This is a genomic window from Myxococcus sp. CA056 (genome assembly GCF_013336715.1).
GTDB classification, from domain to species: domain Bacteria; phylum Myxococcota; class Myxococcia; order Myxococcales; family Myxococcaceae; genus Myxococcus; species Myxococcus llanfairpwllgwyngyllgogerychwyrndrobwllllantysiliogogogochensis.
The window spans coordinates 271,145-297,515 of the sequence record NZ_JABUMT010000003.1 but is presented as its reverse complement, the minus strand read 5'-3'; the positions used below and the strand labels follow the sequence as shown (position 1 = coordinate 297,515).

Genomic DNA, 26,371 nt, shown 5'->3' with positions numbered 1-26,371 from the left:
CCGCCTGACAGGCCAGGCGACACGGCGCTACGGCCCACCAAGCATTTCCCTGTTCAAGGTCGGCAATGTCGTGAAAGCCTGACTGACTGTTGATGTCTGGATGGATCGCGAGGCGAATGCCTCTCCGCCCTGACGCGGGTCATCCGGACTCGGAGCGCGGAACGTCGGACTCGGGGCTGTCCCTGTCTATCGCAGCCAGAGGCGCATGGATGCGATGGTGAAGCCAACGAGGCCTGGACGCTCCATCCGCGCGAAGTAGGATTCGCGCATGCTCAAGGTCTACGGCTTCGCCCGAGTGAACAAGATGGCCCGCGGCAAGACCCGCGACCTGCGCGTGCTGTGGGCGCTGGAGGAGATGGGGCTGCCATACGAGGTCGTGGGGATGGATCATCCGAGGCACGACCTCGATGCGCCCGCGTATCGCGCGCTCAATCCGTTCGGACAGATTCCGGTCATCGACGACGACGGCGTGGTCGTCACCGAGTCGGGCGCAATCCTGCTCTACCTCGCGCGCAAGAGCGGCAAGCTGATGCCGCGCGACCTCGCCGGCGAAGCGCAGGTGCTGCGCTGGTGCGTCGCGGCGTTGAACACGATTGAAGTCCCGCTCCTGACCGCGTGGTTCGTCGACTTGAACGGCGGTAAGGGCACCCAGGGAAGCAATGCGCTTCACCAGTGGGGGGCCATGCGCCTGAAGCAGCTCGACGGCTGGCTCGAGGGCAGGGAGTTCGTCGCGACCGACGAGTTCACCGTCGCGGACCTCTTGATGACGCATGTGCTGGGCGCCGGCATCGACGAGAGTGTCGTCAAGGACCATCCCAATGTGCTCGCCTTCCAGCGGCGCTGCATCGCGCGCCCGGCCTGGAAGAAGGCGTTCGACGCCTACTGCGACCGCGTCGAAGCGGGCTGAGAGCGGGCAAGCCAGGGCCCCACGCGTGCCCCCACGGGCAGGTACGCCGGATTCAGGTCGCCCAACGCCATGTCGGTTCTCGCGAGGAGGCGCGGTTCATCCCGCGTGAAGAGAGCCTGGCTCGACAGCTCGGCTCCCGAGGCATGGGGCGTTCACGCCTTCACGCGGGTGAACTCCATCACCCAGTTGGTCTCCCAGCTCTGGCCCTCGTCGGGAGAGAAGGCCTGCTCCCAGCGAGCGGTGTCCTGGCCCAGTCGGGTCCAGGTGAAGCGCACACGGATGGCGCGGCCCTCGAACGTGTCGTTCGTCTCGAACACGCCCACGTCACCCGAGAAGCAGCCCAGCACGGGTGGGTCGATGGTGTGGTTCCGGTTGTCCACCCAGGTGATGGACCACTGCTTCGTCGCGGGGTTGTAGACCCGGAGCGCCAGGCCCACGAAGCCGGGCCAGAACTCGCTGCGATAGGTCTCCTGATTGCCGAGTCCGCCCGGCAGGGGATGCTCCTCGGCGGTGGCCTCGAACGCGACCCACTCCGTGCATCCCTTCAACCGCTCCTTGATCCGACGGTTGTGCACCCTCCAGGTTCCCATGAGGAAGTCGAAGTCTCCCGCCCCGTCGTTCTGTCCCTGTGTCCGCACGCGCGCCGCTCCGTTCAGGATGTCGAGGCCCCACCTCGGGGCCACTGAACGCGCACGGTAGAGAGCATATAGGGCGAACCCCGCCCTGATTCGGACAGGCCCTGCCTCACTCCTTCCGGGACGGCTTGCGCCGCGTGAGCCGCGCCTCGAGCCCGGCGAGCATGGCCTCGAGCCCGAACTCGAATTCCTTCTCGATGTCGTGTCGGGCGAGGACGGCCACGAGCTCATGGACGCGGGGGAAGTCCTGCTTGCTGAGCTGCTCGTAGGCGGGTCGCGACTCCTCCTCGGGTCGGGTCGGCGAGTAGCCCGCGACAGTGTGGCCGACGACGAAGGCCACCATCACCTGCAAGGTGCAGAGGGCTTCATCGGCACTGAAGCCCGCCTTCCGGAGCAACTCGAGCGCCGCTTCGACGTGGATGATGGACGCGGGCGTGACGGCGGGGCGCGTCGCGAAGAGCGGAAGCGTGTGCGGATGGGCGCGGAGCACGAGCCTCAAGGCCCGCGCGTTGTCTCGAAGGGCGACTTGCCAGGTCGCCGCCTTCGTCGCCGCGGGCATCTCGGCGAGGACGATTTCGAACAGGCCGTCGAGGATGGCCGCCTTGTTGGCGACGTGGTTGTAGAGGGACATCGCCTCCACGCCCAGCTCCTGCCCGACACGCCGCATGGAGATCGCCTCGAGCCCTTCGCTATCAACGACGCCCAGTGCCGCCCGCAGGATGCGCTCTCTCGAAAGGGGTTCGCGTTTGGTGGACTGTCTCATGGCTTCCTTGACAGACTTACGTCATAAGCTTACGTTGTAAGTCAATCATGTGGATTCGAGAGCGAGCGGTCGAGGAAGCCACTCCGTTGCCCCACGGCGCCACGCAGTCGGATGAGGTTCGCCTGCGCCAGTGGGTTGAACATCTCGCGGTTCCCCGGCACCTCTTCGCGAACGCCCGGAACAATGCCTGGGTGCGTGACGAGCTCGGGGCGGCCTTCGAGCGCTACGGCCTGTCGGTGCGAATCCAGGGTCGATATCGGAACGTCGTGGCGCTGCCGCGAAACGCCAAGGGCAGGCCGGTGACCTTCGTGGCGGCCCACTACGACAGCGTTCCGGATTGCCCCGGTGCCGATGACAATGCGAGCGGCCTGGCGGTGATGCTGGAGTGTGCGCGGGTCCTCGCGCAATCCGACGCGGGCCCGCACGTGGGCTTCATCGGGTTCAACGCGGAGGAGGATGGGCTGTTGGGCAGCCGTGACTTCGTCGCCCATGGACTGCCGACGCTTCCCTGCCAGCTGGGCATGGCGCACGTGCTCGAGATGGTCGGCTTTCGCAAACGCTCAGGCCCGGTCCAGGCGCTGCCGTTTCCGTGGGTCCCCCAGAGCCTCAGGGCGCCCGACTTCCTCGGGCTCGTGGGGAAGGGCCGCTCCAACGCCATCATGGACCGCGCCGTCAACTCGACCGAGTCGCCAGGGCTGCGGTTGATGACGGCGAAGACGTGGGGACCGCTCCACGTCCTGCTGCCCGACCTGATGCGCAGTGACCACTTCCCGTTCTGGACCGCCGGGAAGCCCGCTGTGCTCTGGACCGATACCGGGAACTTTCGCAACCCGCACTACCACTGCTCGACGGATACGCCGGACACCCTCGACTACGGCTTCATGCGAGAGGTGTCCGTGCTGCTCAACGCGGTGGTCTCCAAGGGAGTCGTCTGACCTTCGCGCCGCGCGCAAGCAAACCCTTGCGCGCGGGCGTCCCTGGGACTCGCTCCGTCAGGGCTTCCCGGCGGCCTCGGCGGGGCAGCCAGCCGTCGCGGTGTCGCGCTGGATGCGTCCGAGCGCGGGAGCCGCCAGCGGCTTGCCCCGGGTCTTCCAGTGCTCCACGAGCGCGTCGCGCAGCGTCAGCGCCTGACGCTCACCCAGGTCGATGCTCCCGGGCGCCAGCGTCTTGAGCACGTCCTCCAGCCCACCACCGCCGCGCGCCAGGAAGTCCGGCATGGCCACGCGGAACCGCTTGTTGGCCGGGAGCGGCTTCCCATTCGGCAGGGTGACGGAGGTGAGCCGCGAGGCCCCGTTGCACAACTCCACCCGCACCTTCAGCCCCGACACCTGGAGGACGCCCTTGCGCCCATAGCCAGCCTCCAGCAGCTTGCGCAGCTCCGCCGCCGAGACGGTGATGACGGCGAGGGTGTTGTCGAAGGGAAGCACCTCGTAGAACGCGCCGTAGGTGAGCTCGCCGGCCGGCAGGTCCGCGCGCAGCCCGCCGCTGTTGATTACCGCCACGTCCGTCGCGGAGACCTCGCGCAGCGCGTCCGCCAGCACGTTGCCGAGCGTGCTCTCCGCGTCATAGTTGCGCGTGAGCGCGGTGGGAACACGCACGCCCAGCGAGCGCTTCTGCTCCTGCTCCACGCGGGCGAACGCCGCGGTGAGCTGTGACTCCATCGCCGCGTCGGCCACCACCGGGCGCCCCCGGAAGGTGGCGGGGACCAGCTCCAGGCTCTTCGCCGCCTTCAGCTTCCGCTCGTCACATGTGCCCAGCGTCGCGTCCATGCGCGCGCACACGGGGATGGAGCCCTGAAGCACGGTCTGTTCGGGGAGCACCTTGCGCGTCACCGGGTCCACGAAGAGCTCCACGAGCCCGAACGCGCGGCCCCGGCCCGACGTCTCGATGACCGGCGTGCCGCGAATGAAGTGGCCCACGGGCTGGTGCGTGTGCCCGGCCACCACCGCGTCCAACGTCCCCTCGGGCAGGGTCTCCAGCAGCTCCACAATCTCGCTGTCCCCGCGGTCGCACGAGGAGGCGTCGCGAGGGTCGTCCTGGCGCTTGCACACCGCCCCCGCGTGCGCCACCGCCACCACCACTTCGGCCCCGCGCGCGCGCAGGGCCTGGGCCGCGGCGAGCGCCGACTGAGCCAGGGGCGCGAAGCGCAGGCTCGCCACATTCACGGGATTGGTCACCTGCGGGGTGTGGGGCGTGGCCAGGCCGAGGATGCCGATGCGCACCCCGCGCCGCTCCACCAGCCGCATGCCCTCGTTGCCGAGCCAGGTGGGAATCGCGCCCGTCTGGCTGTCGGTGACGTTGACCCCGAGCACCGGGAAGCGCGCCTGGGCGATGCGCGCCTTGAGCGCGCCGAACGGGTCATCCCCGTCGAGCGCCACCGAGCGGGGCCCCACGGGCCCGTAGTCGAACTCGTGGTTGCCGAGCGCCGAGGCGTCATACGCGAGCGTGTTCATCGCGCTGATGACCACCTCGCCCTCGGTGAGGTTGGAGGCGAGGGTGCCCTGGAAGAGGTCGCCTCCGTCCAGCAGCAGCACGCCGTCCGGATTCTCCGCCCGAAGGATGGACACGTAGCCCGCGAGCGTCGCCAGGCCGCCCTGGTCCACCCCGGTGCCATCCGGCAGCGTGGCGCGGGAGGGCATCACCCAGCCGTGCAAGTCGTTGGTCCCCACCACGGTGATGCGCAGGGGGGCCGGCGCGGCTTTCACCTCGCTCGGGGGCGCGGGCGCCACCGGAGCGGCCTCCGGCACGGGCGGAGTGGACGAGGCGCAGGCGGCGAGGAGGGCGGACAGCAGCCCGAGGCGGAAGGGACGGATGGCGGAAGTCACACGCCCGTCTAGAACGGTGTCCCCGCCGGATTCAAGGGCCCTCGCTTCCGAAGCAGGACTTCCGGAAGCGAGGGCCCCGAGTGCGCGGGTGTGGCTAGTTGCGCACGCGCAGCAGCAGCTCGGCCTGCATCGGGCTGCGGCGGCTGGTCGCCGTGCCGAAGCGGTTGTTCGTGGGGCGGTACTGCTCCTGAACGAAGGTGACGTCGCTGTTGTTCAGGACGTTGAACATGATGAGCGTGAGCTCCATCTTGGTCTCCTGCGTCTTCACGATGCGGTTCAGGTCGTAGCGGGCCTGGACATCGAACATGAACTGGCTCGGCTGGCGCAGCTCGGAGATGGCCGCCGGGTCATTGAAGTCCGGCAGGCCGGTGTTGGTGTTGTAGGAGTGGCCGGTGCCGCGCTCCGAACGAGACACGCGCTGCCGGTCGACCGTGCCCTCGGTGAACATCCACATGGGCGCGCCGGTGCGGTAGTTGAACCGCACGCCGAAATCGAGACCGAACCGCGTGGTGTACCCGATGGCGCCCTTGATGGTGTGGCGGATGTCCTCGGGGGACGGACCCTCGAAGAAGCGCTTGAAGCGCGGGTTCACCCCGTAGCCGTCGAAGTAGTCGCCCACCGTGCCGTTGCTGTAGGCAAGGGTGTAGCTGGCGAGCAGATCCCACGGGCCCGTCCTGCCCTGCGCCCACAGGTCCATGCCCTTGTAGTCGCGCCAGGCGTCATCCGGGTTGTGGATCTTCACGATGGTGTGATTCACGCCGTCCACGTAGCCGACCACGCGCGAGCCGGACGGATCCCAGATGCGGTTCATCTCCTCGTCCACCCACATGTTGGCGTACTTGCGGTAGGTGAGGTCGACGCCGATGACGGAGCCCTCGGTGATGGCGTGGTGCAGGCCGAGCGCGAGCTCGTCCACGTGCGGCGGCGTGTGGCTCGTCTTGTCGAAGTAGCGGCCAGAAGCGCCACCCGACACGCTGCACTGGGGGTTGCCGACGGTGTCCGGCGCACAGTCCGCGAAGGCGCCACCGGCGAAGGTGGACCGCACCGTGGTCAGCTCCGGGTTGGCGTGCTGCGCGATGAAGACGTCGCCCACTTCGTTGGAGCGGCCGTAGTGCACCTTGACCAGCGTGCTGCGGTTGCCGAACAAGTCGTAGGTGGCCGACAGACGCGGGCCCACGCCCACCAGGTTGGTGATGAACTGGTTGTCGTCGCCATACAGACGGCCCACGTCCGCGCGGAGGCCCGCGACCAGCGTGAGGTAGCGGTTGACGTTCCAGCGGTCCTGGAGGAAGGCGCTGGAGATGAGGGTGCCCGCCTCGGTGGTCAGCGGGGCCTGCGCGCCGTCGGTGTTGTAGAAGTCCAGGCGCTCGTTGCAGAACTGGAAGGTCGACGGGTCCTCGGGGTTGCACTCGCCGTTGCGGTCATTGAAGCGCTGGTTGCCAATCACCTGCGTGGTCTTGTCGCCGCTCAGGTAGCTGAACTGCAGACCCGCCTTCATCTGGTGGTTCTTGAGCTTGAAGAGCAGCGTCGGGTCGAACTGGTAGCGCATGCGCTTCTCAGTGACCAGGTTGCCCACTTCGTTGCGCAGCGCGCCGGCGTTCCGGTACGTGACGCTGTTGTAGGTGTGGGAAATCTCCTGCGAGTCCTCGTCGATGGGGCCCTGCCAGATGTCCTTGAAGGTGGTGCCCGTCTGGAGCTGGAAGAGGACGTTGTCGGAGATGCTGCGGTCGTAGTTGACGATGGCGAAGAAGCCGCCGCGGTCGATCTGCGTCTCCGCCTCCGGGGCGGCGAACGTCGAGGCGACCTGGTTGGTGATGGTGTTGTTGTCGTAGTTGAACGCCAGGGACAGGCGGTCCTTCGGCGTGGGCTGCCAGGTGAGCTTCAGGCGGGCCAGGCGCGTCTGCGTGTCCGTCGTGCGGCTCTCCTCACCCAGCGGCGTGTCGCGCTGGGAGAAGTTCCACTGGCCGGAGACGTAGAACCACAGCTTGTCCTTGATGATGGGGCCGCCCACGCCCACCAGGGGGCTGTAGAAGGCCGTCTCGGACAGCGGCACCTCGTTCTGCGTGTAGTTGGCCACGTTGGGGTTCTGGTTGGCCGCGCCCCGGTACTTCGCGTTGGCCCACGCCGGCGAGAGAATCATCGTCACGTCGTAGGTGAACTTGTTGGAGCCGCTCTTGCTGACGACGTTCTGGATGAGGCCCAGCGAGTTGTACTGCGCGTCCAGACCGCCGGTCATGACCTCGAAGTTCTCCACCGCGTAGAAGCTCATCGGCGAGCTGATGCTGCCGTCCACCACGTCGGACGTGTCCATGCCGTCGATGAAGAACTTGCCGTAGCGCGACAGGCCGGCGCGCAGGCTGGGCGCGTTGCCGTTGCCCACGCCCGCCACCAACTGGGGCATGGCCTGCACCTGCGTGAAGACGGGCGAGGTGGCCGCCTTCTCCGCGTTCATCACCGCGCCCATCTGCGCGGAGTCCGGGTTGATGATGGGGTTGACCTTCTCGACGATTTCGTAGGTGGCCACCGCCGTCTGCTCGGTGAACACCTCCAGCTTCACGTCCACCTGCGAGGCCTGGCCGAGCAGGACGGTGATGCCCGTCTTCTTGATGGGGGCGAAGCCCGGGACGTTGACCTCCAGGGTGTAGTTCTCGCCCGGGGGCAGGGTGTCGAACTCGAAGCGGCCGTCCTCGCCGCTGGTGCGCGACTGGGGCTGCAGCAGCGCCGGGCCCGTCACGGTGAGGGGCACCTCGGCGAGCGGGGCGCCCGTCGGGTCATAGACGTAGCCGGCCATGCGGCCGTAGTTCTGGCCCGCGGCGAGGGCGGGCACGGGGAGGGCCGCGACGAGCGCGAGCAGCAGCGCGAGCGCGCCGCCGCCCCGGAAGAAAGGCGTCTTCATGGAAGGGCTCTGGGAAGAAAGGGTGGCGCTCACAGGGTGCTCCCCACGACGAAGAGCACGCCGGCGTACCGGGTGACGGTGGAGAGGTTGAGCTCGGTCTCCGCGCAGGTGTCGACGCACAGGCCGGTGTAGCTGGAGGCGGGCTTCGCCGCGGTCGCGGTGAAGGTGCGCAGGCGCACCACTGGCGACCAGCCTTCCTCGCCGGGGAGGGCCGAGAACAGGTACACGGGCGTCTCCGTGGTGGGCGCGCCCGTCGGCGGGCTCACCAGGACGCCGTCCATCACCCGCACGTTGCCGGTCTCATCCACCTGCACGGGACCGCCGTCCAGGTAGGCCAGCTGCAGGCCGCGGTACCAGCCGCCCTGGGCGGTGAACTCGGAGCCCGTGCGCAGGGGGTTGAGCTGCGCGGACACATCGATGATGGCGCGCAGGGCGAGCGTCGTCTCTTCCTCGGCGGCGCCACCGAAGGCACCCTTGGTGAGCGAGGCCACGTCCTTGATGGAGTTGCACTGCTCGGCGCCCGTGCCCGTCCAGCGCGCCACCTTCATCAGGGGCAGAACGGGGGGCGTGGTGTTGCCGGTGACGGTCAGCGGTAGCGCCGCGAAGAGGGGCCACTGCACCGTCTCCGGGTAGCTGTCGAGGCGGAAGTCAAAGTCCGCCTTGCCCGTCTTGCAGCCGTCCGCGAAGTCGTACGAGGTGGCGACCACCCTGCTCGCGGGCAGGAACGGACGCCCGGTCTCGTCCACGGGGACGCCCGAGTTGGTGAGCACGCCGCGGTCATCCTTGCGCTCGGTCGCGACCTGTCCCAGGTTGTAGAAGGGCACGTTGGTGCCCCTCACCCGGGCCGCCGCCGGCCGGTAGATGCCGCTGGTGGGCCTGAACTTGGAGTCGAGGTTCGTGGCGTCGATGACTCCCTGATACTTGTCACCGACCTCCTCGTTCGACTCACCACACGCCACCGCACTCAGGGCTGCCGCGAGCCCGAGTACGCACTTCATTTTTGTCTGCACGGAAAAAACCTCTGGGGATGGGACGAGGTGGCGGCCCTCTAGCACGAGTCTCACGTCCTCAGGTATCAGTTGAGTGGCGTCCTCGTGACAGACCCCCGTTCTGCTGGCGCAGCACGATTACATCCCGAGGACTCTTCCCCAGCTTGTGGTATGCCCTGCCCCGGCATGTTCGCGCAGCAGACCGACCCTCCCTCGCGCATCCTCGGCTTTGCCGCCTTCTCGATTGCCGTGCACGTCGGCATCGTGGCGGTGCTGATGTTGCTGGTGAAGCCCATCGCCCTCGAGGCGGAGCAGCCCATCGAGGTGGTGCTCAACCTCGTCAAGGCCCCGCCTCCGCCGCCTCCGCCGCCCCCACCGGCGCCGAGCAGGACGACGCCCCGTCAGGTGGAGAAGAAGCCCCGGACGGAGCTCCGCACGCCCGTGGAGGTCAAACCCGTCCCCGTGGAGGCGCCCGTCGAGCCGGAGCCCGCGGAGCCGGAGCCCGAGGCGCCCCCCGAAGAGGGCGGTGTCGAGGGAGGTGTGGCCGGCGGGGTAGCGGGTGGGGTTGTCGGAGGAGTGGTGGGAGGCGTCGTGGGCGGGGTGGTGGGTGGAACGGGCCCCGCCGAGCCGGTGAAGCCCAAGAACGTGCCGCCCTTCGTCATCCAGCGTGACGTGGTGCGCCAGACGTCGCCGCGCCTGTCGGAGGTGTTCAAGCAGTCCCACCGCGGTCAGACGCTGCAGGGCATCTACAAGGTGTGCGTCTCCACCAGCGGCAGCGTGTACGAAGTGACGCCGGTGAAGTCCGTGCCTGGCGCGGACGAGGACATCATCCAGGGACTCAAGGCGGGCTGGGAGTACAAGCCCCAGAAGGTCCCGGTGTGCTTCCTCTACAACATCCCTATCACCATCCAGTAGGCGCGCTCCCGCCTCCAGCCCGCCGCGCGAAGCCTCGCGGCGCTGGAGGTGGTGTTCGGGGCGGCTTCAGCGCTTCAGCGCGTAGGCCGCGTCGTGAGCCGATGGACGTCGGTGCCGGTCCGCTCACCGTCCGGAGGGCCGTGACGGGGTGTTGGCCATGACGTGATGTGCACGGCACGCCGCCGTGACGGGTGCATGCGACGGTTCCTGCTCAGGTGATCGCCATGCAGACCGAATCGCACCCCTCGACTTCGCCTCTTTCGCCGGTGGACCCACTCCTCGGCCAGGTGCTCCACGAGCGCTTCCGGGTGCTGGCGCCGCTGGGGGCCGGGGGAATGGGCCGGGTGTATCGCGCCCTCCAGCTCCCGCTCGAACGGATGGTGGCGCTCAAGGTGCTGAGCCCCACGTTCCCCTTCGCGAACGACCCGGAGTTCCAGCGGCGCTTCTTCCTGGAGGCCAGCGTCACGGCGAAGCTTCGCCACCCGAACACCGTCACCCTCATCGACTACGGGAAGACGGATGACGGGACCTTCTACATCGCCATGGAGTACCTGGAGGGGCGCACGCTGGCGGAGCACCTCACCGCCGGGCCGCTGCCCTGGCCGCGCGCGGTGGACATCGCCCAGCAGGTGTGTCGGTCCCTGCGCGAGGCACACCGTCTGGGAGTGGTGCACCGCGACCTGAAGCCCGCCAATGTGATGCTGTTGGCGGAGGAGGGGAGCGCGGAGCGCGACCACGTGAAGGTGCTCGACTTCGGACTGGTGAAGCCCTTCGTCGTGGAGGGTGCCAGCCACCTGTCGGTGCCGGACATCACCCAGGTGGGAACCTTCCTGGGCTCGCCCACGTACATGGCCCCGGAGCAGGCGCGCAACCTGGCGGACGCGCGCAGCGACGTCTACGCGCTCGGGGTGGTGCTGTACCAGATGCTCATGGGGCGGCCGCCCTTCCTGATGCAGGACCCGCTGGAGCTCATCTTCGCGCACCACAAGGAGGTCCCACCGCGCTTCCATGCGGTGCGCCCGGACGTGGCCATTCCCGCGTCCGTGGAGACTGTCGTGCGCCGCTGTCTGGAGAAACAGCCCGCGCACCGCTACGAGTCGATGGAGGCGCTCCTGGAGGCATTGCGCGGAGCGGCGGGTCCGGGCACGGCCATCTCGCTGGATACCGGCCCTGGAGAGGCGGTGACCGGGCCTGTCGGCATGTCCCTCGCGCCATCGATGCGGTCCACCACGAGCGGTGTTCAGGGCACCCTGGTCCTGGACATCATCCTGGACGAGTCCTCCGTGCTCAGTCCGGACTCTCCGCGTCCGGGCTTCCGCCGAAGGGCGCTCAGGATGGGAGCGGGCCTGGGCGTGTTGCTCGTCTGCGGAGCTGGCGCCTATCTGCTCGGGGCCCGCCGTCCGCGAGCGCCCGTGGAGTCGCCGCCGTTGGTCGCGGTGTCCTCGCCTTCCGAATCGGTGCGGCAGGCGCCACCCTCCGTGACGGCGCCAGTTGCGCCTCGCCCCGTGCGCTTCCACATCTCCAGTCAGCCGGAGGGGGCGCGTGTCTTCTGGAAGGGAGTGGAGCGGGGCACCACGCCGTTCGTGTTGGAGGTGCCACCCGACGCGGGCGGCATGGCCACCGCGGAGGTGACGTTCGTGCGGGAGGGGTATCGCTCGGACCGCGTGCTCGCGGGGGGCTCGGGTGAGGTGCTCTTGAGTCAGCGGCTGCAGCGTGAGCGCGGAGGACGCTCGTCGTCTCCGGGTACGTCCTCTGCCAGCGCGGAGGGCTCGGGGAGCTCCGAGTGGATGTCGGGAGCGTCCCTGAGCGCGCCCATGCCCCTGGATGTCCCCGGGGCCGCGAAGCCCATGGCGGAGCAGCCAGGCGCGGTGGCCGAAGGCACGCTCCAGGTTTCGGCTCCCACGGGGCCCATCCAACTGCCGGAGAACGCGAAGCCCCCCGTGGAACGTGCGGGCAACCTCCAGCCGGAGTTCCCCCAACATGCGCGTGCCGCGGGGCGCGAGGGACTGGTCGTCCTCAAGCTGGTCGTCACGGAGCGCGGCGAGGTGCGCGACGTCTCCGTGATGCGAGGTGAAGAGCCCTTCGTGTCCGCCGCGATGCGCGCGGTGAGCACCTGGCGCTACCAGCCCGCGTTGCTCGAGGGTCGGCCTGTCGCCGTCTACCGCGTGGTGAAGGTGCCTTTCCGTCTGCGGCCCTGACGCCCGCGCGAAGGGGACCCGCGCGGGCCCCTCTCTCCACGGAGATGCTGGGAGGTGCCTTTTCGCCCCGCGTGCGCCCAGGCGAGTTGGCGCTTCATCTGGGCCACCTTGATGCAGCCTGACCGCATCTCCAGGCGGGGGACGCGGACACTATGCCGAGGCTCCTACCGCCTCGCTGTAGTAGGTTTCCCTGAATGGTACGTACTTCAGTGCTGATGCTTATCGGGTTCCTTGTCTTCGCCTCCACCGATGCCCCGGCCGCGCCTCCTGCCGCTGGCGCCGCGAAGTCCATCGAGGACGCCTCGAAGCGTTTGGAGAATGCGCGCTCGGCCCTGACGGCGGCCGTTCAGCGTATCGAGCAGGAGCCGCCGCGTGGCGCCGACCTCGACGCCGCCCTCGCGGCGGTGGAAGCGCTGAAAGAGGCGCTCAATGCGGGAGCGAGCTTCGAGACGGAAGACCTCGAATACGCCAAGAGCGTCCTCGCCGCGCGGAAGCAGCTCCGGACCGACCGCGAGTACGTCGATGAGCGGCGGGCGAAGGTCCACATCCACGATTACCGCCGGCGCATCGACAGCGCGCTCGCGCCCCTGAACGAGCGCATGTCGAAGCTCGGTCAGGGCGACCCGGGCTCCAAGGCGATGGACGAGGCGCGTGCCGCGGTGGACGCGCTCGAGAAGCTGACGGAGGAGGGCCGGCCCCTGAAGAGCCAGGACCCGAAGTTCTCCTCGTACCTCACCGACGTCGAAGCGACCGTCGCCCGTCACAGGAAGACGCTCGATGAGCGGTGGCTGCAACTGTCGGCTCAGAAACAGCGCGGCCTCCTGGATGCGAGCCGCAAGTCACTGGCGAGCGCGCTCGCCGACCTGGGAAAGGCCTGGTCGGACGAGAAGTTCACGGCCGCCGACAAGGCGACGGCCGCGCTGCAGAAGCAGCTCGAGGAGGGCAAGCCGCTCGAGGTGCAAGACAAGGCGTACCGCGCGGACGCGGACAAGGCACGCGCCGAGGTCACCCAGGCCCGGCGCCAGATGGATGAGTCCGTGGTGCAGGCGGGTGTCTCGCGGGTGAAGGTGGAGCTGGAGCCCGCCCATGAAGAGCTCCGCGCGTCCGCCAAGGCGCTCCGGGTGAAGCGGCCCACGCCCGAGCAGCTCGCCGAGGCCAAGACGGCGGCGTTCGTCGGCCGGAAGCTGGTGGACAAGTACGAGCCTCAGGCGGCGAGGAGTCAGGCCATCGGTCAGTACCTCGCCGAGGTGAAGAACACGCTCGTCGAGGTGGAGGTGGTGCTCCAGGTCCGCACCCTCGATGCGGCTCGCGCCGAAGTCATGCAGGCCCTGCGCAACATCGAGAAGCGGGCCGCGACCGCCGAGCAGTTCGAGGAGGCGAAGACGGCGCTGGTCGTCCTGGAGAAGACGCTGGAGACGGTCCACGTGAAGAACCCCGCCATCAGCCCAGCCGCCGCCGACGCGCGCCAGTTGCTCAGGGATGGGCGGGCGACGATGGAGCGGCGCCGGTACGAGGTCGACCTGCAGCAGCAGCGCGTGAAGGTCGACGAGGCGCGGAAGAACGCGGCGGCGCTGGTCATCCAGATTCAGAAGGAGACGCCGTCGCCGGCGCAGCTCCAGGAGGCGGAGAACGCGGTCAAGCAGATTGGCGCGGTGCTGGAGGTGGGTGCCCCGTTCGTCAAGAAGGACCGCGACTACGCGCTGTACGCGAAGGAGACCAAGGAGCGCATGGCGGACCTGGGCGAGCGCATCAACCGGCGGAAGATCGTCCTGGCCGCGGCGGATGCTCGCGTCCAGCTTGCTTCCCGGCTGACCACGACGAAGGAGAAGCTCGAAGCCGCGAAGGGCATCTCATCGACCGACGGCGACGTGGAGACCGCCTCGAAGAGCGTGGATGAGGTCATGCAGATGTTCGAGGCGAACGCGGCGTTGGAGCGGCAGGACGCGGGCTACGCGGCGTCCGCGGAGCGGGCTCGCGCCGAGTGGCTGAAGCTGGTCGAGGCCCTCGAGTTCGCGAAGCAGGCGCGGGCGCTGCGTCGGTTGACGGGTGAGGCCCTGGGCGTCGCCAGCAAGGCGTCGGAAGCGGCCGCGTCCTCCACGGACCTGCGCAAGAAGAAGGAGCTGTACGCGAGCGCGCTGGAGAAGCTCACGGCCTGCCAGGACGAGGGGGCCAGGATGGTGAAGGAGAACGCCAGCCTCGCCACGGTCGACGTGCTCGTGGGCGGCACTCCCACCCAGCCCCAGGAGGTGATGGCTCAGTGCGCCCAGAAGGCGGAGGCGCTGCAGGCGCCCCAGAAGAGGGCGGACGTGGAGCTTCGGTTCCAGGATGGCCAGAGGAAGGCCTACGACTCGGCGAAGTCGCTGCTCTCCAAGGGACGCAAGAACGAGGCGCTCTCGCAGCTCAATGACTGCATCGCGGAGGGGCGAATCCTGGAGAACCGATACCCCGACTTCAAGGAGCAGAAGTTCGACATCGGCGGCGCCAGCATGAGCATGCTCGAGCTGATTCAGGTCTGCGCCAAGGAACGCAAAGCGCTGCAGCCCGCCCCCTGACGCGCCGGTGCATCAGGTGACAGACGTGTGAGGTCCTGGGGTGGCCGAGCCGCGCGTGCCTATGCTCCGCGCGGCTCACCTGGGAGGGCAGGGCGGCGGCGGCGAACAGGGGTGTGCCATTCCCCGTTCCACGAGGCCATCGCCAATGCTCCGTTCCCTCAAGTCGCTCCGGTGGGTGTCTGTCTTTCTGCTGGCCGCCTGTGGTTCCTCCGACCTGCCCGCGGGTGAGGCGCCGCCCGCCGTCGACACCGTGGAGCAGGGGGTGCTCTTCCCTCCGCCCACGCCGTCGAGTGGCAACGTCCTGGACAGCACCACGTTCCTGGGCAGCGTGGCGCTCCCCGGCGCGGTGCAGACGTCCTTCACCACGCCCCTCCAGTACTACTCCTTCGCCATCAACGTCGCGGCCGGCTCGAGCGCGAAGCTGGAGGTGACGCACCTGGGCAGCAGCATGTCCCTGGACACGGGGCTCTTCGTTTACGGCCCCAGGGATGCCAGCGGCAGCTACGGCACCACCGTGCGGGCCCAGGACGATGACGCGGGTTATGGCCAGCTCAGCAAGGTGGCCTCCGTCACCTTCGCCCAGGGCGGCGAGTATCTCGTCGTGGTCAGCAGCGGTGAGGGCGCGGGCAAGCGTTTCCGCCTCCAGCTCGACTGTCTCAGCGGCAACTGCGAGCCGGTGGACCCGTCCGTCTACGCCACGTGTGACCAGTCCCGGGTGGGTCCCCGCGTCGAGGACTGCATGGCCCACTGGGACGCGGAGGGCCTGCCCGTCAACGAGGCCTTCGCCCTGTGCTTCGGCGCGGATGACGCGCACGCGCTCTACGAGGGCGCATGTGCTCCGTCGGCCTCCTCCAAACCCGTCTGGTGCGCGGGCGGCGAGGCCACGTGGACGCAGCGGATGTGGCCGGTCTGCGTGTCCGACTACACGGTCGCCTATGGGCTGTATTCCGTGTCGCTGGGCTCACGGCCGGTGAGCACGGGCCTGCAGTCCAAGCTGTCGGCGGCCAACGCGGCCTGTGGCACCTCCTCCGCGTGCTACGGCGAACTGCGTGGCTACTCCTTCCCCTGGAGCCACTCGACTCCCGCGAGCCTGGACAAGGTCGCCGAGGCCGTTTCCCTGACGGAGCAGAGCAATGCGCTGTTCGGCGCGCGCCTGGCGAATACGACCTACGCGCAGTTCGCGCAGTCGCGGCTGCTCTCCAGGCTGTCTTCCCTGCATCCGGCCCTGGGCCAGGAGTACAGCAACGGCTCCGAGGCGGTGCAGGTGACGGGCTGGCACTACAGCCGGGAGATGTGGCCGGACGCCTGCATGATCTGGGAGCTGTATGTCATCTACTTCCCGGAGTCGCGCGGCGTCCTGGTGTTCGAGCAGGACTACGCCCGGGACTGCTGACGTCCGTGGTGACAGCCTTCGTCCGGGGTGGCCCTCGTCGCTGGAGGGTCCCCGGCCGAGGATTCTCTGTCGCCGTGGCCGCCGCGCGCGGGCCCGCGAGCGCCCTCATTTGACAATGTACGATTCGGATCGTACTTTGTCGTCGCCATCCTGATGTGGTGGGTGATTGCCTTTGATTCGCCATGGCGTCCCCGAAGGGGGGGCGGTCGGGGTGGTGTGTCGTATTGATGGAGTATCGCGGGCCTGCCGCCTTGCCTGGACTGTTCCGGGGAGGGATGGCAGCGCATTCCTCTCGATCTGGAGTGTCAGCCATGACGAAGTTGATGAGAATCCTGAGCATTGTCCCGATGGTCCTCGCGCTGGCCCTGTTGCCGGCGTGCGAGACGACTGTCTCGGGCTCGACGACCATGACGTACAATCCGAGCACTGGGAAGTTCGAGGGCACGGCGACAGTCACGGTGACCATCAAGAAGAAGTCCCTCAGGGCGGGCGCCGTTGCTGGAGGCGCCTCGGGCCTGGAGATGGCCCTCGTCGGCATTGATGGGGCGGCTCCGACGCTCACGAGTCCTATCATGAACGTGGCGGTGCTCGGCTCGCGCGGCGAACTTCTGGGCGCGGACCCGTTCGAAGTGGTTCAGACCGAGGCGGGCACGTACGCGTTCAGGGATCCGGAAGCGGTGGATGCGTGGCTGGCTCAGCTCGGGGAAGCCGCGTCCGTTGTGATGGCTTTCGACATGAGCGGCGCCGGCAATCCCTTCCAGGCCACGGTGTACAGTGACGGCGTGAGCCTGGGCTCGGACATCATCGGCGAGTAGCGCGAGTCTTTCCGTTCTTGTGCCATGCGTGGGCCGTGCCGCTCGCCCGGGGGCGCGGTCCGCCATGACTCATTCGCATCCATTGCAATCCAAGGCAAGCTGGGTTCGAGGTCGCGGTTCTTCCCCTTGGAGGCATTCAATGAAAAGGCTGCTCTTGGGCGTTGTGCTTGCGGTTCCCGCGTTCGTGGGCTTCGGAACGTCCGCATATGCCCCGAAGGCCGAGGCGGCTCCGGCTCAGAGTTGTGAGTGGGACTACTTCGCGGATGACACCTATTCGGAGATGGTGGGCAACGGGACCCTGTCATGCAGCGGGCGGTGGTACCTCTCGGGCGTCCGGACGTCGTACTCCCGGGTGGTGTACTGCTTTCCCTGTTGAGGAGTCTGGCCCGCGGTGTCCCACGCGGCGGTTTCCTTCCCCCCCGAAGAGCGGCCTCTTCAGGGGGGAAGTGGAGTGGGCCCTCTTCCTCCCAGGTCGTTTCCCGGGCGCGTGAGCCGCTCAGCAGCCCACGCCGCCCTGGCAGTACGGGACGACGCCCAGCTCGGCCTGCACGCCGCCCAGGGGCGAGAAGCCGAAGTTCCACGGGCTGGCGCCCGCGCCCCACATCAGGCCCGTCAGCGTCACCCCGTTGCCGTTGAGGAAGTACACGGGGGAGCCACTGTCACCGCCGGCGCCGTTCTGCGTGGCGCTGGTCGCGATATAGTTGCAGTAGAACGTGTGTGGCGTACCTCCCGAGTTCACCGTGGCGCACGCCCACTGGATGGTGCCGCTGGTGGTGCCCGTGGTGCGGCCCGTCTTGAACACCGTCTGTCCCTGGGAGGGGTACAGCACCTTCCCCGTCACTTCCGGCCAGGCGGAGATGTTCAGGTCGAACGCGCCCGGCGTCTGCACGACGTAGGTGGCGATGGCCGCTTCCCCGCGGAAGAAGGCGCTGTCACTCGAGCGGCAGATGCGCCCCGCCGGGCAGCTTCCTCCGCTGGCGTAGCCGGGGTCCGTCGTCTCCGTCCCCACCAGCCACGGCGCCACCGCCTGGTACGCGGGCGTTGACTCCACCCCGCCCTGGACCTGGGTGCAGTGCGAGTTGCTCACGAAGCCCAGTGTTCCGCCCTGGAGCGCGGGGAAGCCGAGCGTGCAGTACTTGCCCGGCGTCTCTATCTGCAGTCCGCCCCCCACCGGTGTCCATCCGCTCTGCACGTTGGTGGGGTTGATGGGCCCCCACTCGACGATGTCCACCGCGTCCCGAGCCACCGCCAGGCGCGCGATGGCCCGCTCGACGATGGCCCGCGCCTCGGCCTTCTCGACGCCAATGGCCACCCGGTTCGACTTCTCGTCCACGTCCGTGAAGACGGTGCCCGGCAGCGCGAGGACGTCCGGCGTGAGCCGCTCCTGCAGGGCCTTGAGCTGGGAGAACGTCCGCGTGGCGGGCTGTGTGACGACGCCCGCCTGGGGAATCCTCTCCGCGCCGAACACGGAGGCGATGGCACGGCGCGCGGCCGGCGCCGCGGTGGCATTCACCAGGCGCACCACGAGCCGCCCCTTCTCATCGTGATACATGCCGCCGAAGCCCGGCACCTCGCGCTCCACCTCGAGCAGCGCGTCATCCAGCGTCCGGGGACGCGCGGCGCCACTGGCGGGCTCCGCGAGCACTCCCACGGGGCCTTGCGCGGGCCCACCGGCCCACGCTGCTTCACTCCAGCCTCCCAGACACAGCGAGGCACTCCCCACCACGACACGAAGAATCGCTTGCTGGCGCATGACGTTCGCCCCCCATGACATCGAGTGATTCCCGGCCAGTCACGGCGGACACATGCCGGGCCCTGCGGACTGGCACTCCATCACTTCATGCGGAGGACTTGAAGTCGTATTACGGCTTTTTCTTGAATTTCCGGGCGAAGTCGTCAGGTCGTCATCCAAATCCAGGCGCGTGCATCCGGCAGATGCGTGGAGAGACCGAACGCTCGCGTGAAGGTCATCGTGATGCGAGACAGGTCACCGAAGGTGGACTCCAAGCAGGACATACGCGGTGAGCGAGTTCGCACCCTGGGATTCCACGAGACGCCGCTCCGGGCGGTCATCGCGGACAACCTGCCCTGAGTCGTGGGCTGACCTCGCGCACCGGGTGTTAGCGTGCCGGCATGCCCACGCGCCTTCACCTCTCGCGGCTCGGCCTTGTGACTGCAATGAGCGTGGGCTGTGGCTCTCAGGAATATGCCCGCCCTCCTGGCGGCGACGCCGTCGGACACATCACGGTTGTCCGTCCCGCTGAGCGCTTGACCCTCGCTCCCGACGTGCCGGTGTCCATCGAGTGGGTGTCGACCGTCGCGGGGGCGGCCACGGTGGACCTGCTCGCCGACGCGGATGGCGATCCGGAGACGACTTCGGATCAGATTCCGCTCGTGCTCGGCACCGCGGCGGCCACGGCGCTGACGGTCTTCGACTGGCGGACCGCCGACGTGCCGTTGGGCCGGTATCGCGTTCTCGCGCGCATGCATGACCGGATGGGTACGCACGTCAGCATGGCGCCCGGCGTCGTGGAGATCGTCGAGCCGCTCCTCAAGGTGGAGAACCTCGAGGAAGGCGAACGGCCAGTGAAGGGGGATGCGTGCATCCCCAGGCGCCGACCTCACCTGGGGATGCCTCATTCCTACGAAGCGCCGAGGAAGCTCACAGCTCGTTGAAGATCATGAGCCCTCGGGAGGATTCGGCGGTGTAGACGTAGCCGTCGCCCGGGACGCGCACGCCGAAGAGGCCCTCGAAGAGGCTGTCACCCCGGAGCGGGTCCGTCTCGCGGAAGACGTGGTGGTGTGCCACCTGGCGAAGCTGGGTGGGGTTGGAGACGTCCAGCACGCGCAAGCCCTCCTGGTACCACGCGACGTAGAGCAGGTTGCCGCGCAGGATGAGGTTGTGCATGGAGGTGACACGTCGCATCTTGAAGGTGCCAATCTTCACGATGTTCGCCGGGTCGGTGACGTCGAGCGCGCGCACGTGAGAGGCATTGAACTCACCGCCCTCGAAGGCGATGGTCTTCCCCCCGAAGGTGCCTACCGCGTTGTGGTGGGAGAAGCCATTGGGAATGATGTAGCGGCCCACCTCGCGGATGTCGTCGAGGTTGGCGAGGTCGAAGAGGGCATAGCCGTCGCTGGAGTCGCTGATGTACAGGCGCCCCTCGTAGACGAAGGAGTCGTGGGGACCCCCTGGGATGACGGTGCGCAGCACCGGGTCAAGTGGGTGGGTGAGGTCGTAGATGAAGGTGCCAGAGATGGGGACCATGGCGTAGAGGAAGTTGCCGTCGACGAGCACCGTGTGCGCGCCTCCGTCTCCGCCCGTGGACAGGCTGCGCACGAAGAGGGGCTCGGCGGGCTGGGAGATGTCATAGACGACGACGCCCGAGTCATTGCTCGCGACGTAGAGCGCGTTGTCCTTGGCCCACACGCCATTCCAGAAGTTGTCCCCAGGCAGGCTGATGGATGCGGTGCGCACGGGGTTGCGCGGGTTGCTCACGTCGAAAACGGTGAGTCCACCCAATTGGTCCTGGTGGGGCATGGAGACGACGTAGGCGTGCCCCTTGGTGACGTAGATGTCCACGGCCAGGCCCGTGGAGACGCGGTGCTCGGACAACAGCGCGAGCCCGCCCGAGGACTCGGGCTCGGCCTCCTGTTTGACGACGCGGTGGGCCTCGAAGGTGCCGCCCTGGGTGAACTGGCCTCGGCGGCAAGATGCGAAGCAGCCGGTGAGGATGTTGGGGGCCTTCGTCTCGCAGCCCGTCAGGTTCATGACGGTGCCGGTTCGCGGCACCTGGCCCTGCAGCACAAAGCGGTCTCCCTCCATGTCGAGCTTGAGAATGGGCTGGTCATACAGAGTGCTGGTGCCGCCGTCGTCGCGAAGCAGGAACCCCGTCGAGGAAGGGACGATGCGGGTGCCGCCATCCGGCAGCGCGCGCTCTCCCCGGAGCTCGACCTGGTAGATACCCTCCTGGGCCAGCGCGCCGAGCGACTGCGTCTCACACTGGGACAGGTCGAAAAGGTCGGCGCGGTCGAGTTCGTTGCAGATGGTGGGAGAGACGTTCCGGGGGTCGAACTTGCAGTCGGCCAGGATGCCCTTGTCCTCGACGTCCCCATGCTCCTCGAGCGGTACGTAGGTGCCATCCCAGACATAGGGACCGGCATCCACGCCCGCATCCGGTCCCGCGTCGGGGTTCTCATTGGGGCCCGCGTCCGGTCCAGCGTCCGGGGTCTCATTGGGGCCTGCATCGCTGCCCGCGTCCCGGCCCGCGTCGGGGGTGGATGGGGAGGGTGGGTCCTCGTCGCAACCCATCAGCGGCGAGAGACACAAGGTCGAAAGAATGAGCCCTAGGGTACGAAGGGAGCGTGTCAAGGAGGGACCTCGGAGGTAGGGGGGACTCCATGTGGCGTGTGGAGTGTGCCTGCCAACGGGGGGCTCAGGTCGTCGTACTTCCGGGGCGTGCGGGTCCTTGCTCCACGAGGGGAACTCAGGACTGGTGGCCGTCCAATCCCGGGTTTCCGGACACCCTGGTCGCTGATTTGCATCGCAACCGTCCCGCCCTCCGGAGCACGGACTCACGGAGGCTGGCGGGAACGGCCTCCTATCCCGGGAGGACACCCGCGCAGGTGCGCGTCGGCCCGTAGGGACTCAGGCCGCGCGCTCCTCGCGCACCGTGAAGTAGGCATGGCGTCCGGTGCCACAGCCGGAGCATGTCCACTTCGCCAGGACGAGGTGCTGCTCTCCGAGGACGACCTCCTCCAGCTTCGGTGCCCCGGCACCGGCCACGCCGCACGCGCAGCGCACTCCGGACAGCCGCGCGTGCAGCTCGCCCACGGTGGCGAGCGACATGGCCTGAGCGGGGCTGTCCCCTTCGACAGAGGCGAATTTGCGCGAGAACGCCCGCTTGCGCTTTCGCGCCCGCACGTCCCGGAGGAACGCGCGCGGCCCGTCACCCATGAACATGAGGAGCCCGCCCAGCGCGAGGCCCCCCAGCCCCATGGCCACGCCGAACCAGGTGAACCCGGACTGGCCTCGGCCTTGGTTGCCGTGAGTCGTGCCGAGCGTCACCTGGTAGCCGGCGTGGGTCTCCATCCGCTTCAGGGCTTCCAGGTGCGCCATGAACCGGGCGGGCTCCACCGCGTCCGCGAGGCTGTGGTAGCGGTACTCGAGGAAGAGCACGTTGTCGCTGTCCTCCGTCCAGAACCGGTAGTCGAGTGCGCTGGCGGGTCCTTGGACGGTGTCCCGTTGGTGCCTGATGCGCATGGGATGGAGCGACTCGAAGCGGATGCGTTGCAGCACATTCACCGGGTGCATGATGGCCAGGGGCATGGTGCGCTGGCCGATGCGCGGTCGGGTGAGGTAGCGGGTGATGGTGGATGCGGTGAATTCGCGCTGCTGCTCCAACCAGAAGGACTCGATGACGTAGCGCTCCACCAGGGTGATGACGTTGCGCTCCGGGTCGTCCTGCACGGAGAGCGGCGCGGTGGCGCGAATCGTCGGGTCATCGCGCGCATGGAAGTTGAGGTACTCACGCTCCACGTCCTTCAGTGACGCGGTGGAGAGGTTTCGGCGCATTTGATTGGCACTCGGACCCTTCCAGTGCGTCGTCACGGTGAGGGTCACGGGTTGGCCGTCGGCGCTCTCCGTGTAGGACTCCTCCCGTTCCATCATGGGCTCCAGCCTGAGCGGCTCCGGAATCTCCACCAGTCCCGTGGTGGCCTCGTCAATAGGCAGGGCGCGGCGGAACGGCGGCGGCTCGAAGGACTCCAACGGACCGCGCTCGTGTGAGGCCGTGGGGTCCAGCCAATAGTCGTGCCCCTCCAGGCGCGCCTGGACGATGACGTGGTCGAACACGACGGGAGACGGATGCATCGACTCCACCTTCTGCTTCCAGGCGGAGTGGACGAGCGCCGGCCGGGCCTCGATGCCGAGCGCTCGCAGCAGCGTGACGAGCAGCAGTGTCTTGTCCTTGCAGTCACCAAAGCGCCGCGCGAGCACTTCCTCCGGAGCATGGGGGCGGTGCGAGTTGGGACCCAGCTCCATCCCCAGGTAGCGCACCTCGTCCTGCACGAAGCGCAGCGCCCCGAGCAGGCGCGCGGAGGGGGAAGCGTGCGCCGCGCGCAGTCGCTTCACCTCTTCCTGGAGCGTCGGGGGCAACCTCGGGGGCGCCTGGTAGAGGGGCACGGCCCAACGCGCCACCGCGGCCCAGCTATCGAACTCGCTGAGCTGCAGCCAGGGCCAGGGCTGGTACCAGGAGGGGAGCGAGTCATCGATGCTGAGCGCCGGCACGTCGTGCTGCTCCCAGACGTACTCGCGCACACCGCCCGCCTCCTTCACGGAGGGAGACACGTCCGTGCCGTGTTGCTTCACATGCAGCCCGCGCGCGGAGGGCCATAGCAACCGGTAGCGCCAGTGGCCCAGGGGCGTGCCGTAGCGCGTTTCCACGGAGGCGAGGAAGCGGCCGTCGAAGACAGGGTTGTCGCCCTCGACGGTGAAGTCGTACTCGATGACGTCACCCACGCGCACGTCGCGCACGAAGATGAGCGCGGAGAGGGTGCCGTTGTAGAGCCGCTGCTCCAGCTCGCGCTCCTGCTGGATGACCTTCACGGCCTGGGGCTCCAGCACATCCTTGCGTTGCCCGCCGCGGTGCAACCAGACGCCGTGCAGGGTGAGACGCTCGAAGGATGGGTCGAACGTCACGTTGATTTCGGCGGCTTCCTCGATGCCGCCCTCGGTGAGGACGCGTCGCGCGTAGTGGGCATAACGCTCCACTCTCGGGCGCTCCGCGCGCACCTGGAGATCGGCGAGCGCGTAGTGAACGCCCCCGGTTTCGCCCAGGGGCCGCGAGTCCCTCGTCTCCAGCGCGACCGGGCGCACCCAGGCCGCGGGAGATTGGACCCGGAAGGAACGCTCTGTGTCCTTGGGGGCCGCGCTGGAGGGGAGGGTGAGGCCGAGCAGCAGGGCGGTGAGGGGCGCGAGGAGATGAACGGAGCGCATGCGAGGAGGGCGAGAATGGAGGCATGCCCCATGGGCTCGCAAGGACTCCGGGCGGGAGTCGAGCCATGCGCCGACGGGCGGGCCCGGAGCCATGCTCGCTCCGGGCCCGCGGTGGTCCCAGGGGTTACAGCAGGGAGATGCTGGGAGTGATGCCGTCGGAGGGGGCGCCATGGCCCAACTGGCCATCGGCGTTGTGGCCCCAGGCCCACACGGTGCCGTCATCGCGTACGGCCAGCATGTGGTCGCCTCCCGCGGCGGCCGTGACGACCGCGCCGCCCAGCCCCTGCACCTGCCCCGGCGCGAGCGGATTGGACGTGGTGCCATTGCCCAGCTGCCCCGATTCGTTGGTGCCGCCGGCCCACAAGGCGCCGGTGGCGCTCAAGGCCAGCGAGGTGCCCCCGCCTCCAGCCATCTCCACCAGGCCCGTCATCGCCACCTGCGCCGGTCGGGTGCGGCTGTACCAGCCATTGGCGAGCAGCAGCGTGCCCGTCCCGCCGTTGCCCCAGGCCCACCCGGTGCCATCGAAGCGCACCGCCAGCGAATGTGCATTGCCTCCCGACACGCTCACGACCCCAGTCAGTCCCTGCACCTGCACGGGCGTGAAGCGACGGCTCTTGGACCCATCCCCCAACTGGCCTCCGTAGTTGTCTCCCCAGGACCAGAGGGTGCCGTCGGAGCGCACCGCCAGCGAGTGTACGCCACCCGCCGCCACCTTCACGACGTCACTGAGTCCCGACGCCTGCACCGGCGTGGCGCTCTCGTAACCGGCACCGGGATTCCCCAACTGCCCGACGGAGTTGTTACCCCAGGCCCACACGGTGCCGTCGGAGCGCAGCGCCAGGGTGTGGCCCCCTCCCGCGGCGATGGACACGACTCCGCTCAGCCCCTGCACCTGCACCGGCACGGCGCCGCCGTTGCCCCACTCCCACACGGTGCCGTCGAAGAGCAACGCCAGCGAGTGGTCGCCAGCCGCGGCGACAGCCATGACGCCGCCGAGCCCCGGCACCTGCACGGGCGCGGCCCGGCGCGTCGTCGTCCCATCCCCGAGCTGGCCGGCGTAGTTGGCGCCCCAGGCCCACACGGTGCCGTCGTACCGCAGCGCCAGGGAGTGGGCCGGGGCCGCCGCCACGGAGGATGTCTCGCTCATCCCCTGCACCGCCACTGGCAGGAACTGACTCGCGGGCGTCCCATCTCCACGCTGCCCCACGTCGTTGTTGCCCCAGGTCCACACGGAACCATCGGAGCGCAGGGCCATGGCGTGGTCCCGCCCCGCGGCGATGGCGGTGACCCCGGTCAGCCCTTGCACCACCGCGGGCGTGGTGCGGCCAGTCTTGGTGGCGTCGCCCAGTTGACCGCTATCGGCGTTGTAGCCCCAGGCCCAGACGGTGCCATCGGAGCGCGCCACCAGGGAGAACAGATTGCCCGCGGCCACGTCCACGGCTCCGGTCAGCCCCTGCACCTGCACGGGCGTGGAGAGCGGCCACGGAGTCATGGGCAGGTACGCGTTGCCCCAGGCCCACACGGTGCCGTCGGACTTCACCGCCAGCACGTATTCCTCGGTCGCGGCGACAGCCGTGATGCCGGTCAGCCCCTGCACCTGCACGGGCGTGGAGGAGGACGTGGTGGTGCCATTGCCCAGTTGGCCAGAGCCGTTGTAGCCCCAGGCCCACGCCGTGCCGTCGAAGCGCAGGGCCAGGGACATATTCCTGCCCGCGACCACGGCCACGGCCCCGGTCAGCCCCTGCACCTGGACGGGCGTGGAAGAGGAGGTGGTGGTGCCATTGCCCAGTTGGCCAGAGCCGTTGTAGCCCCAGGCCCGCACGGTGCCATCCGCCATCACCGCCAGGGAGTGATCCGTGCCCGCGGCCACCGCCGTCGCCCCCGTCACCCCTTGCGCCTGTACGGGCACAGGGCTGGATGTCGTGGAGCCATTTCCCAACTGACCGCTGCCATTGTATCCCCAGGCCCACACGGTGCCGCCAGAGCGGAGCGCCAGCGAGTGAATCGAGCCCGCGGCGACCGCCGTCGCCCCTGTCAGTCCCTGCACCTGGAGGGGCACGGCGCTGTTCGTGGTGGAGCCATTGCCCAACTGCCCGTATTCGTTCGAGCCCGCCGCCCACACGGTGCCGTTCGGACGCACTGACAGGGAATGGTCCCTTCCCGCGGCGATGCGGGCGCGCGGCTTCGTGCGCGTGATGGGCGAGCCCACCGATGCTTCCTCGACAGACTCCCCCGTCGGGGGTTGGCCACAGCCCACCGCGAACCACAGTCCGAGGCAGACTCCCAGCCATCGGCTCATCCGCTGACCTTCGCTCCGTTGCATGTATCGCTCCTGATGTAATTGCCTGTCCGGCTGCACTGGCATTGCTCTGTTTGTCATGGTGAAACATCGGGTCTGCCGCGATGACGGCACCCGCCGCACCCGCATCGGGCGCGCCGGACCCTCCGCGGTCATCCACCGCGCGCTCCCAGGGGACACGAGCGCG

At 68.5% G+C, this 26,371-nt stretch carries 19 protein-coding genes; 10 read left to right on the top strand and 9 right to left on the bottom strand.

What is annotated here, in order from left to right; translation table 11 throughout:
- Positions 1-268: 268 nt before the first annotated feature.
- On the top strand, positions 269-907 hold the full coding sequence (locus tag HUA76_RS15765; RefSeq protein WP_174453375.1) for a glutathione S-transferase family protein: 639 nt from the start codon (positions 269-271) through the stop codon (positions 905-907).
- A 152-nt stretch (positions 908-1,059) separates the two neighbouring features.
- Here the strand turns inward: HUA76_RS15765 and HUA76_RS15760 are convergent, their stop codons facing one another.
- Together HUA76_RS15760 and HUA76_RS15755 are read right to left on the bottom strand one after the other, a co-directional pair.
- Positions 1,060-1,590, bottom strand: a complete 531-nt coding sequence (locus HUA76_RS15760; RefSeq protein ID WP_371823481.1) for a hypothetical protein — start codon at positions 1,588-1,590, stop codon at positions 1,060-1,062.
- A 61-nt stretch (positions 1,591-1,651) separates the two neighbouring features.
- Positions 1,652-2,305 (bottom strand): TetR/AcrR family transcriptional regulator C-terminal domain-containing protein, encoded by a 654-nt coding sequence (locus HUA76_RS15755; RefSeq protein WP_174461341.1) that lies wholly within the window; start codon positions 2,303-2,305, stop codon positions 1,652-1,654.
- Between the two features lie 191 nt (positions 2,306-2,496).
- Between HUA76_RS15755 and HUA76_RS15750 the strand changes: the two genes are divergently transcribed.
- Positions 2,497-3,240: a M28 family peptidase gene (locus tag HUA76_RS15750; protein ID WP_217439736.1), complete on the top strand. Its 744-nt coding sequence runs from the start codon at positions 2,497-2,499 to the stop codon at positions 3,238-3,240.
- A 57-nt stretch (positions 3,241-3,297) separates the two neighbouring features.
- On the opposite strand, the gene HUA76_RS15745 is transcribed toward HUA76_RS15750, so the two are convergent.
- The 3 genes from HUA76_RS15745 to HUA76_RS15735 all read right to left on the bottom strand — a co-directional run bounded on the left by HUA76_RS15745 (position 3,298) and on the right by HUA76_RS15735 (position 9,024).
- Complete coding sequence (locus HUA76_RS15745) at positions 3,298-5,130, bottom strand: 5'-nucleotidase C-terminal domain-containing protein (protein WP_174461339.1); 1,833 nt, start codon at positions 5,128-5,130, stop codon at positions 3,298-3,300.
- Between the two features lie 94 nt (positions 5,131-5,224).
- The gene (locus HUA76_RS15740) at positions 5,225-8,026 is read right to left on the bottom strand and encodes a TonB-dependent receptor (RefSeq protein WP_174461338.1); all 2,802 of its coding nucleotides are present in this window, start codon (positions 8,024-8,026) and stop codon (positions 5,225-5,227) included.
- 29 nt (positions 8,027-8,055) lie between these two features.
- Entirely contained in the window at positions 8,056-9,024 is a 969-nt protein-coding gene (locus HUA76_RS15735) for a hypothetical protein (protein ID WP_174453380.1), read from the bottom strand.
- Between the two features lie 177 nt (positions 9,025-9,201).
- On the opposite strand from HUA76_RS15735, the gene HUA76_RS15730 reads away from it, so the two are divergent.
- From HUA76_RS15730 to HUA76_RS15705, 6 genes are all read left to right on the top strand, one after another.
- Positions 9,202-9,930: a PaxA gene (locus HUA76_RS15730; protein ID WP_174453381.1), complete on the top strand. Its 729-nt coding sequence runs from the start codon at positions 9,202-9,204 to the stop codon at positions 9,928-9,930.
- Between the two features lie 224 nt (positions 9,931-10,154).
- Positions 10,155-12,128 (top strand): TonB family protein, encoded by a 1,974-nt coding sequence (locus HUA76_RS15725; protein ID WP_174461337.1) that lies wholly within the window; start codon positions 10,155-10,157, stop codon positions 12,126-12,128.
- Positions 12,129-12,322: 194 nt separating this feature from the next.
- Positions 12,323-14,680, top strand: a complete 2,358-nt coding sequence (locus HUA76_RS15720) for a hypothetical protein (protein WP_174461336.1) — start codon at positions 12,323-12,325, stop codon at positions 14,678-14,680.
- Between the two features lie 145 nt (positions 14,681-14,825).
- Complete coding sequence (locus HUA76_RS15715) at positions 14,826-16,073, top strand: hypothetical protein (RefSeq protein WP_174475564.1); 1,248 nt, start codon at positions 14,826-14,828, stop codon at positions 16,071-16,073.
- A gap of 311 nt (positions 16,074-16,384) precedes the next feature.
- Positions 16,385-16,888 carry a hypothetical protein gene (locus tag HUA76_RS15710; protein WP_174461334.1) on the top strand — a complete coding sequence of 168 codons (504 nt, stop codon included), beginning with the start codon at positions 16,385-16,387 and terminating at the stop codon, positions 16,886-16,888.
- A 139-nt stretch (positions 16,889-17,027) separates the two neighbouring features.
- Entirely contained in the window at positions 17,028-17,264 is a 237-nt protein-coding gene (locus HUA76_RS15705; protein ID WP_174461333.1) for a hypothetical protein, read from the top strand.
- 120 nt (positions 17,265-17,384) lie between these two features.
- Here the strand turns inward: HUA76_RS15705 and HUA76_RS15700 are convergent, their stop codons facing one another.
- On the bottom strand, positions 17,385-18,641 hold the full coding sequence (locus HUA76_RS15700) for a hypothetical protein (RefSeq protein WP_174461332.1): 1,257 nt from the start codon (positions 18,639-18,641) through the stop codon (positions 17,385-17,387).
- 207 nt (positions 18,642-18,848) lie between these two features.
- On the opposite strand from HUA76_RS15700, the gene HUA76_RS46075 reads away from it, so the two are divergent.
- Positions 18,849-18,980 (top strand): hypothetical protein, encoded by a 132-nt coding sequence (locus HUA76_RS46075; protein ID WP_256434472.1) that lies wholly within the window; start codon positions 18,849-18,851, stop codon positions 18,978-18,980.
- A gap of 176 nt (positions 18,981-19,156) precedes the next feature.
- Positions 19,157-19,564: a hypothetical protein gene (locus tag HUA76_RS15695; RefSeq protein ID WP_174461331.1), complete on the top strand. Its 408-nt coding sequence runs from the start codon at positions 19,157-19,159 to the stop codon at positions 19,562-19,564.
- Here HUA76_RS15695 and HUA76_RS15690 read toward each other — a convergent pair.
- The 3 genes from HUA76_RS15690 to HUA76_RS15680 all read right to left on the bottom strand — a co-directional run bounded on the left by HUA76_RS15690 (position 19,551) and on the right by HUA76_RS15680 (position 26,208).
- Entirely contained in the window at positions 19,551-21,200 is a 1,650-nt protein-coding gene (locus HUA76_RS15690; protein WP_174453390.1) for an LVIVD repeat-containing protein, read from the bottom strand. The genes HUA76_RS15695 and HUA76_RS15690 overlap by 14 nt on opposite strands.
- Before the next feature lie 336 nt (positions 21,201-21,536).
- On the bottom strand, positions 21,537-23,885 hold the full coding sequence (locus HUA76_RS15685) for a DUF3857 domain-containing protein (RefSeq protein WP_174461330.1): 2,349 nt from the start codon (positions 23,883-23,885) through the stop codon (positions 21,537-21,539).
- 124 nt (positions 23,886-24,009) lie between these two features.
- The gene (locus tag HUA76_RS15680) at positions 24,010-26,208 is read right to left on the bottom strand and encodes an RCC1 domain-containing protein (RefSeq protein ID WP_174461329.1); all 2,199 of its coding nucleotides are present in this window, start codon (positions 26,206-26,208) and stop codon (positions 24,010-24,012) included.
- Positions 26,209-26,371: the final 163 nt, after the last annotated feature.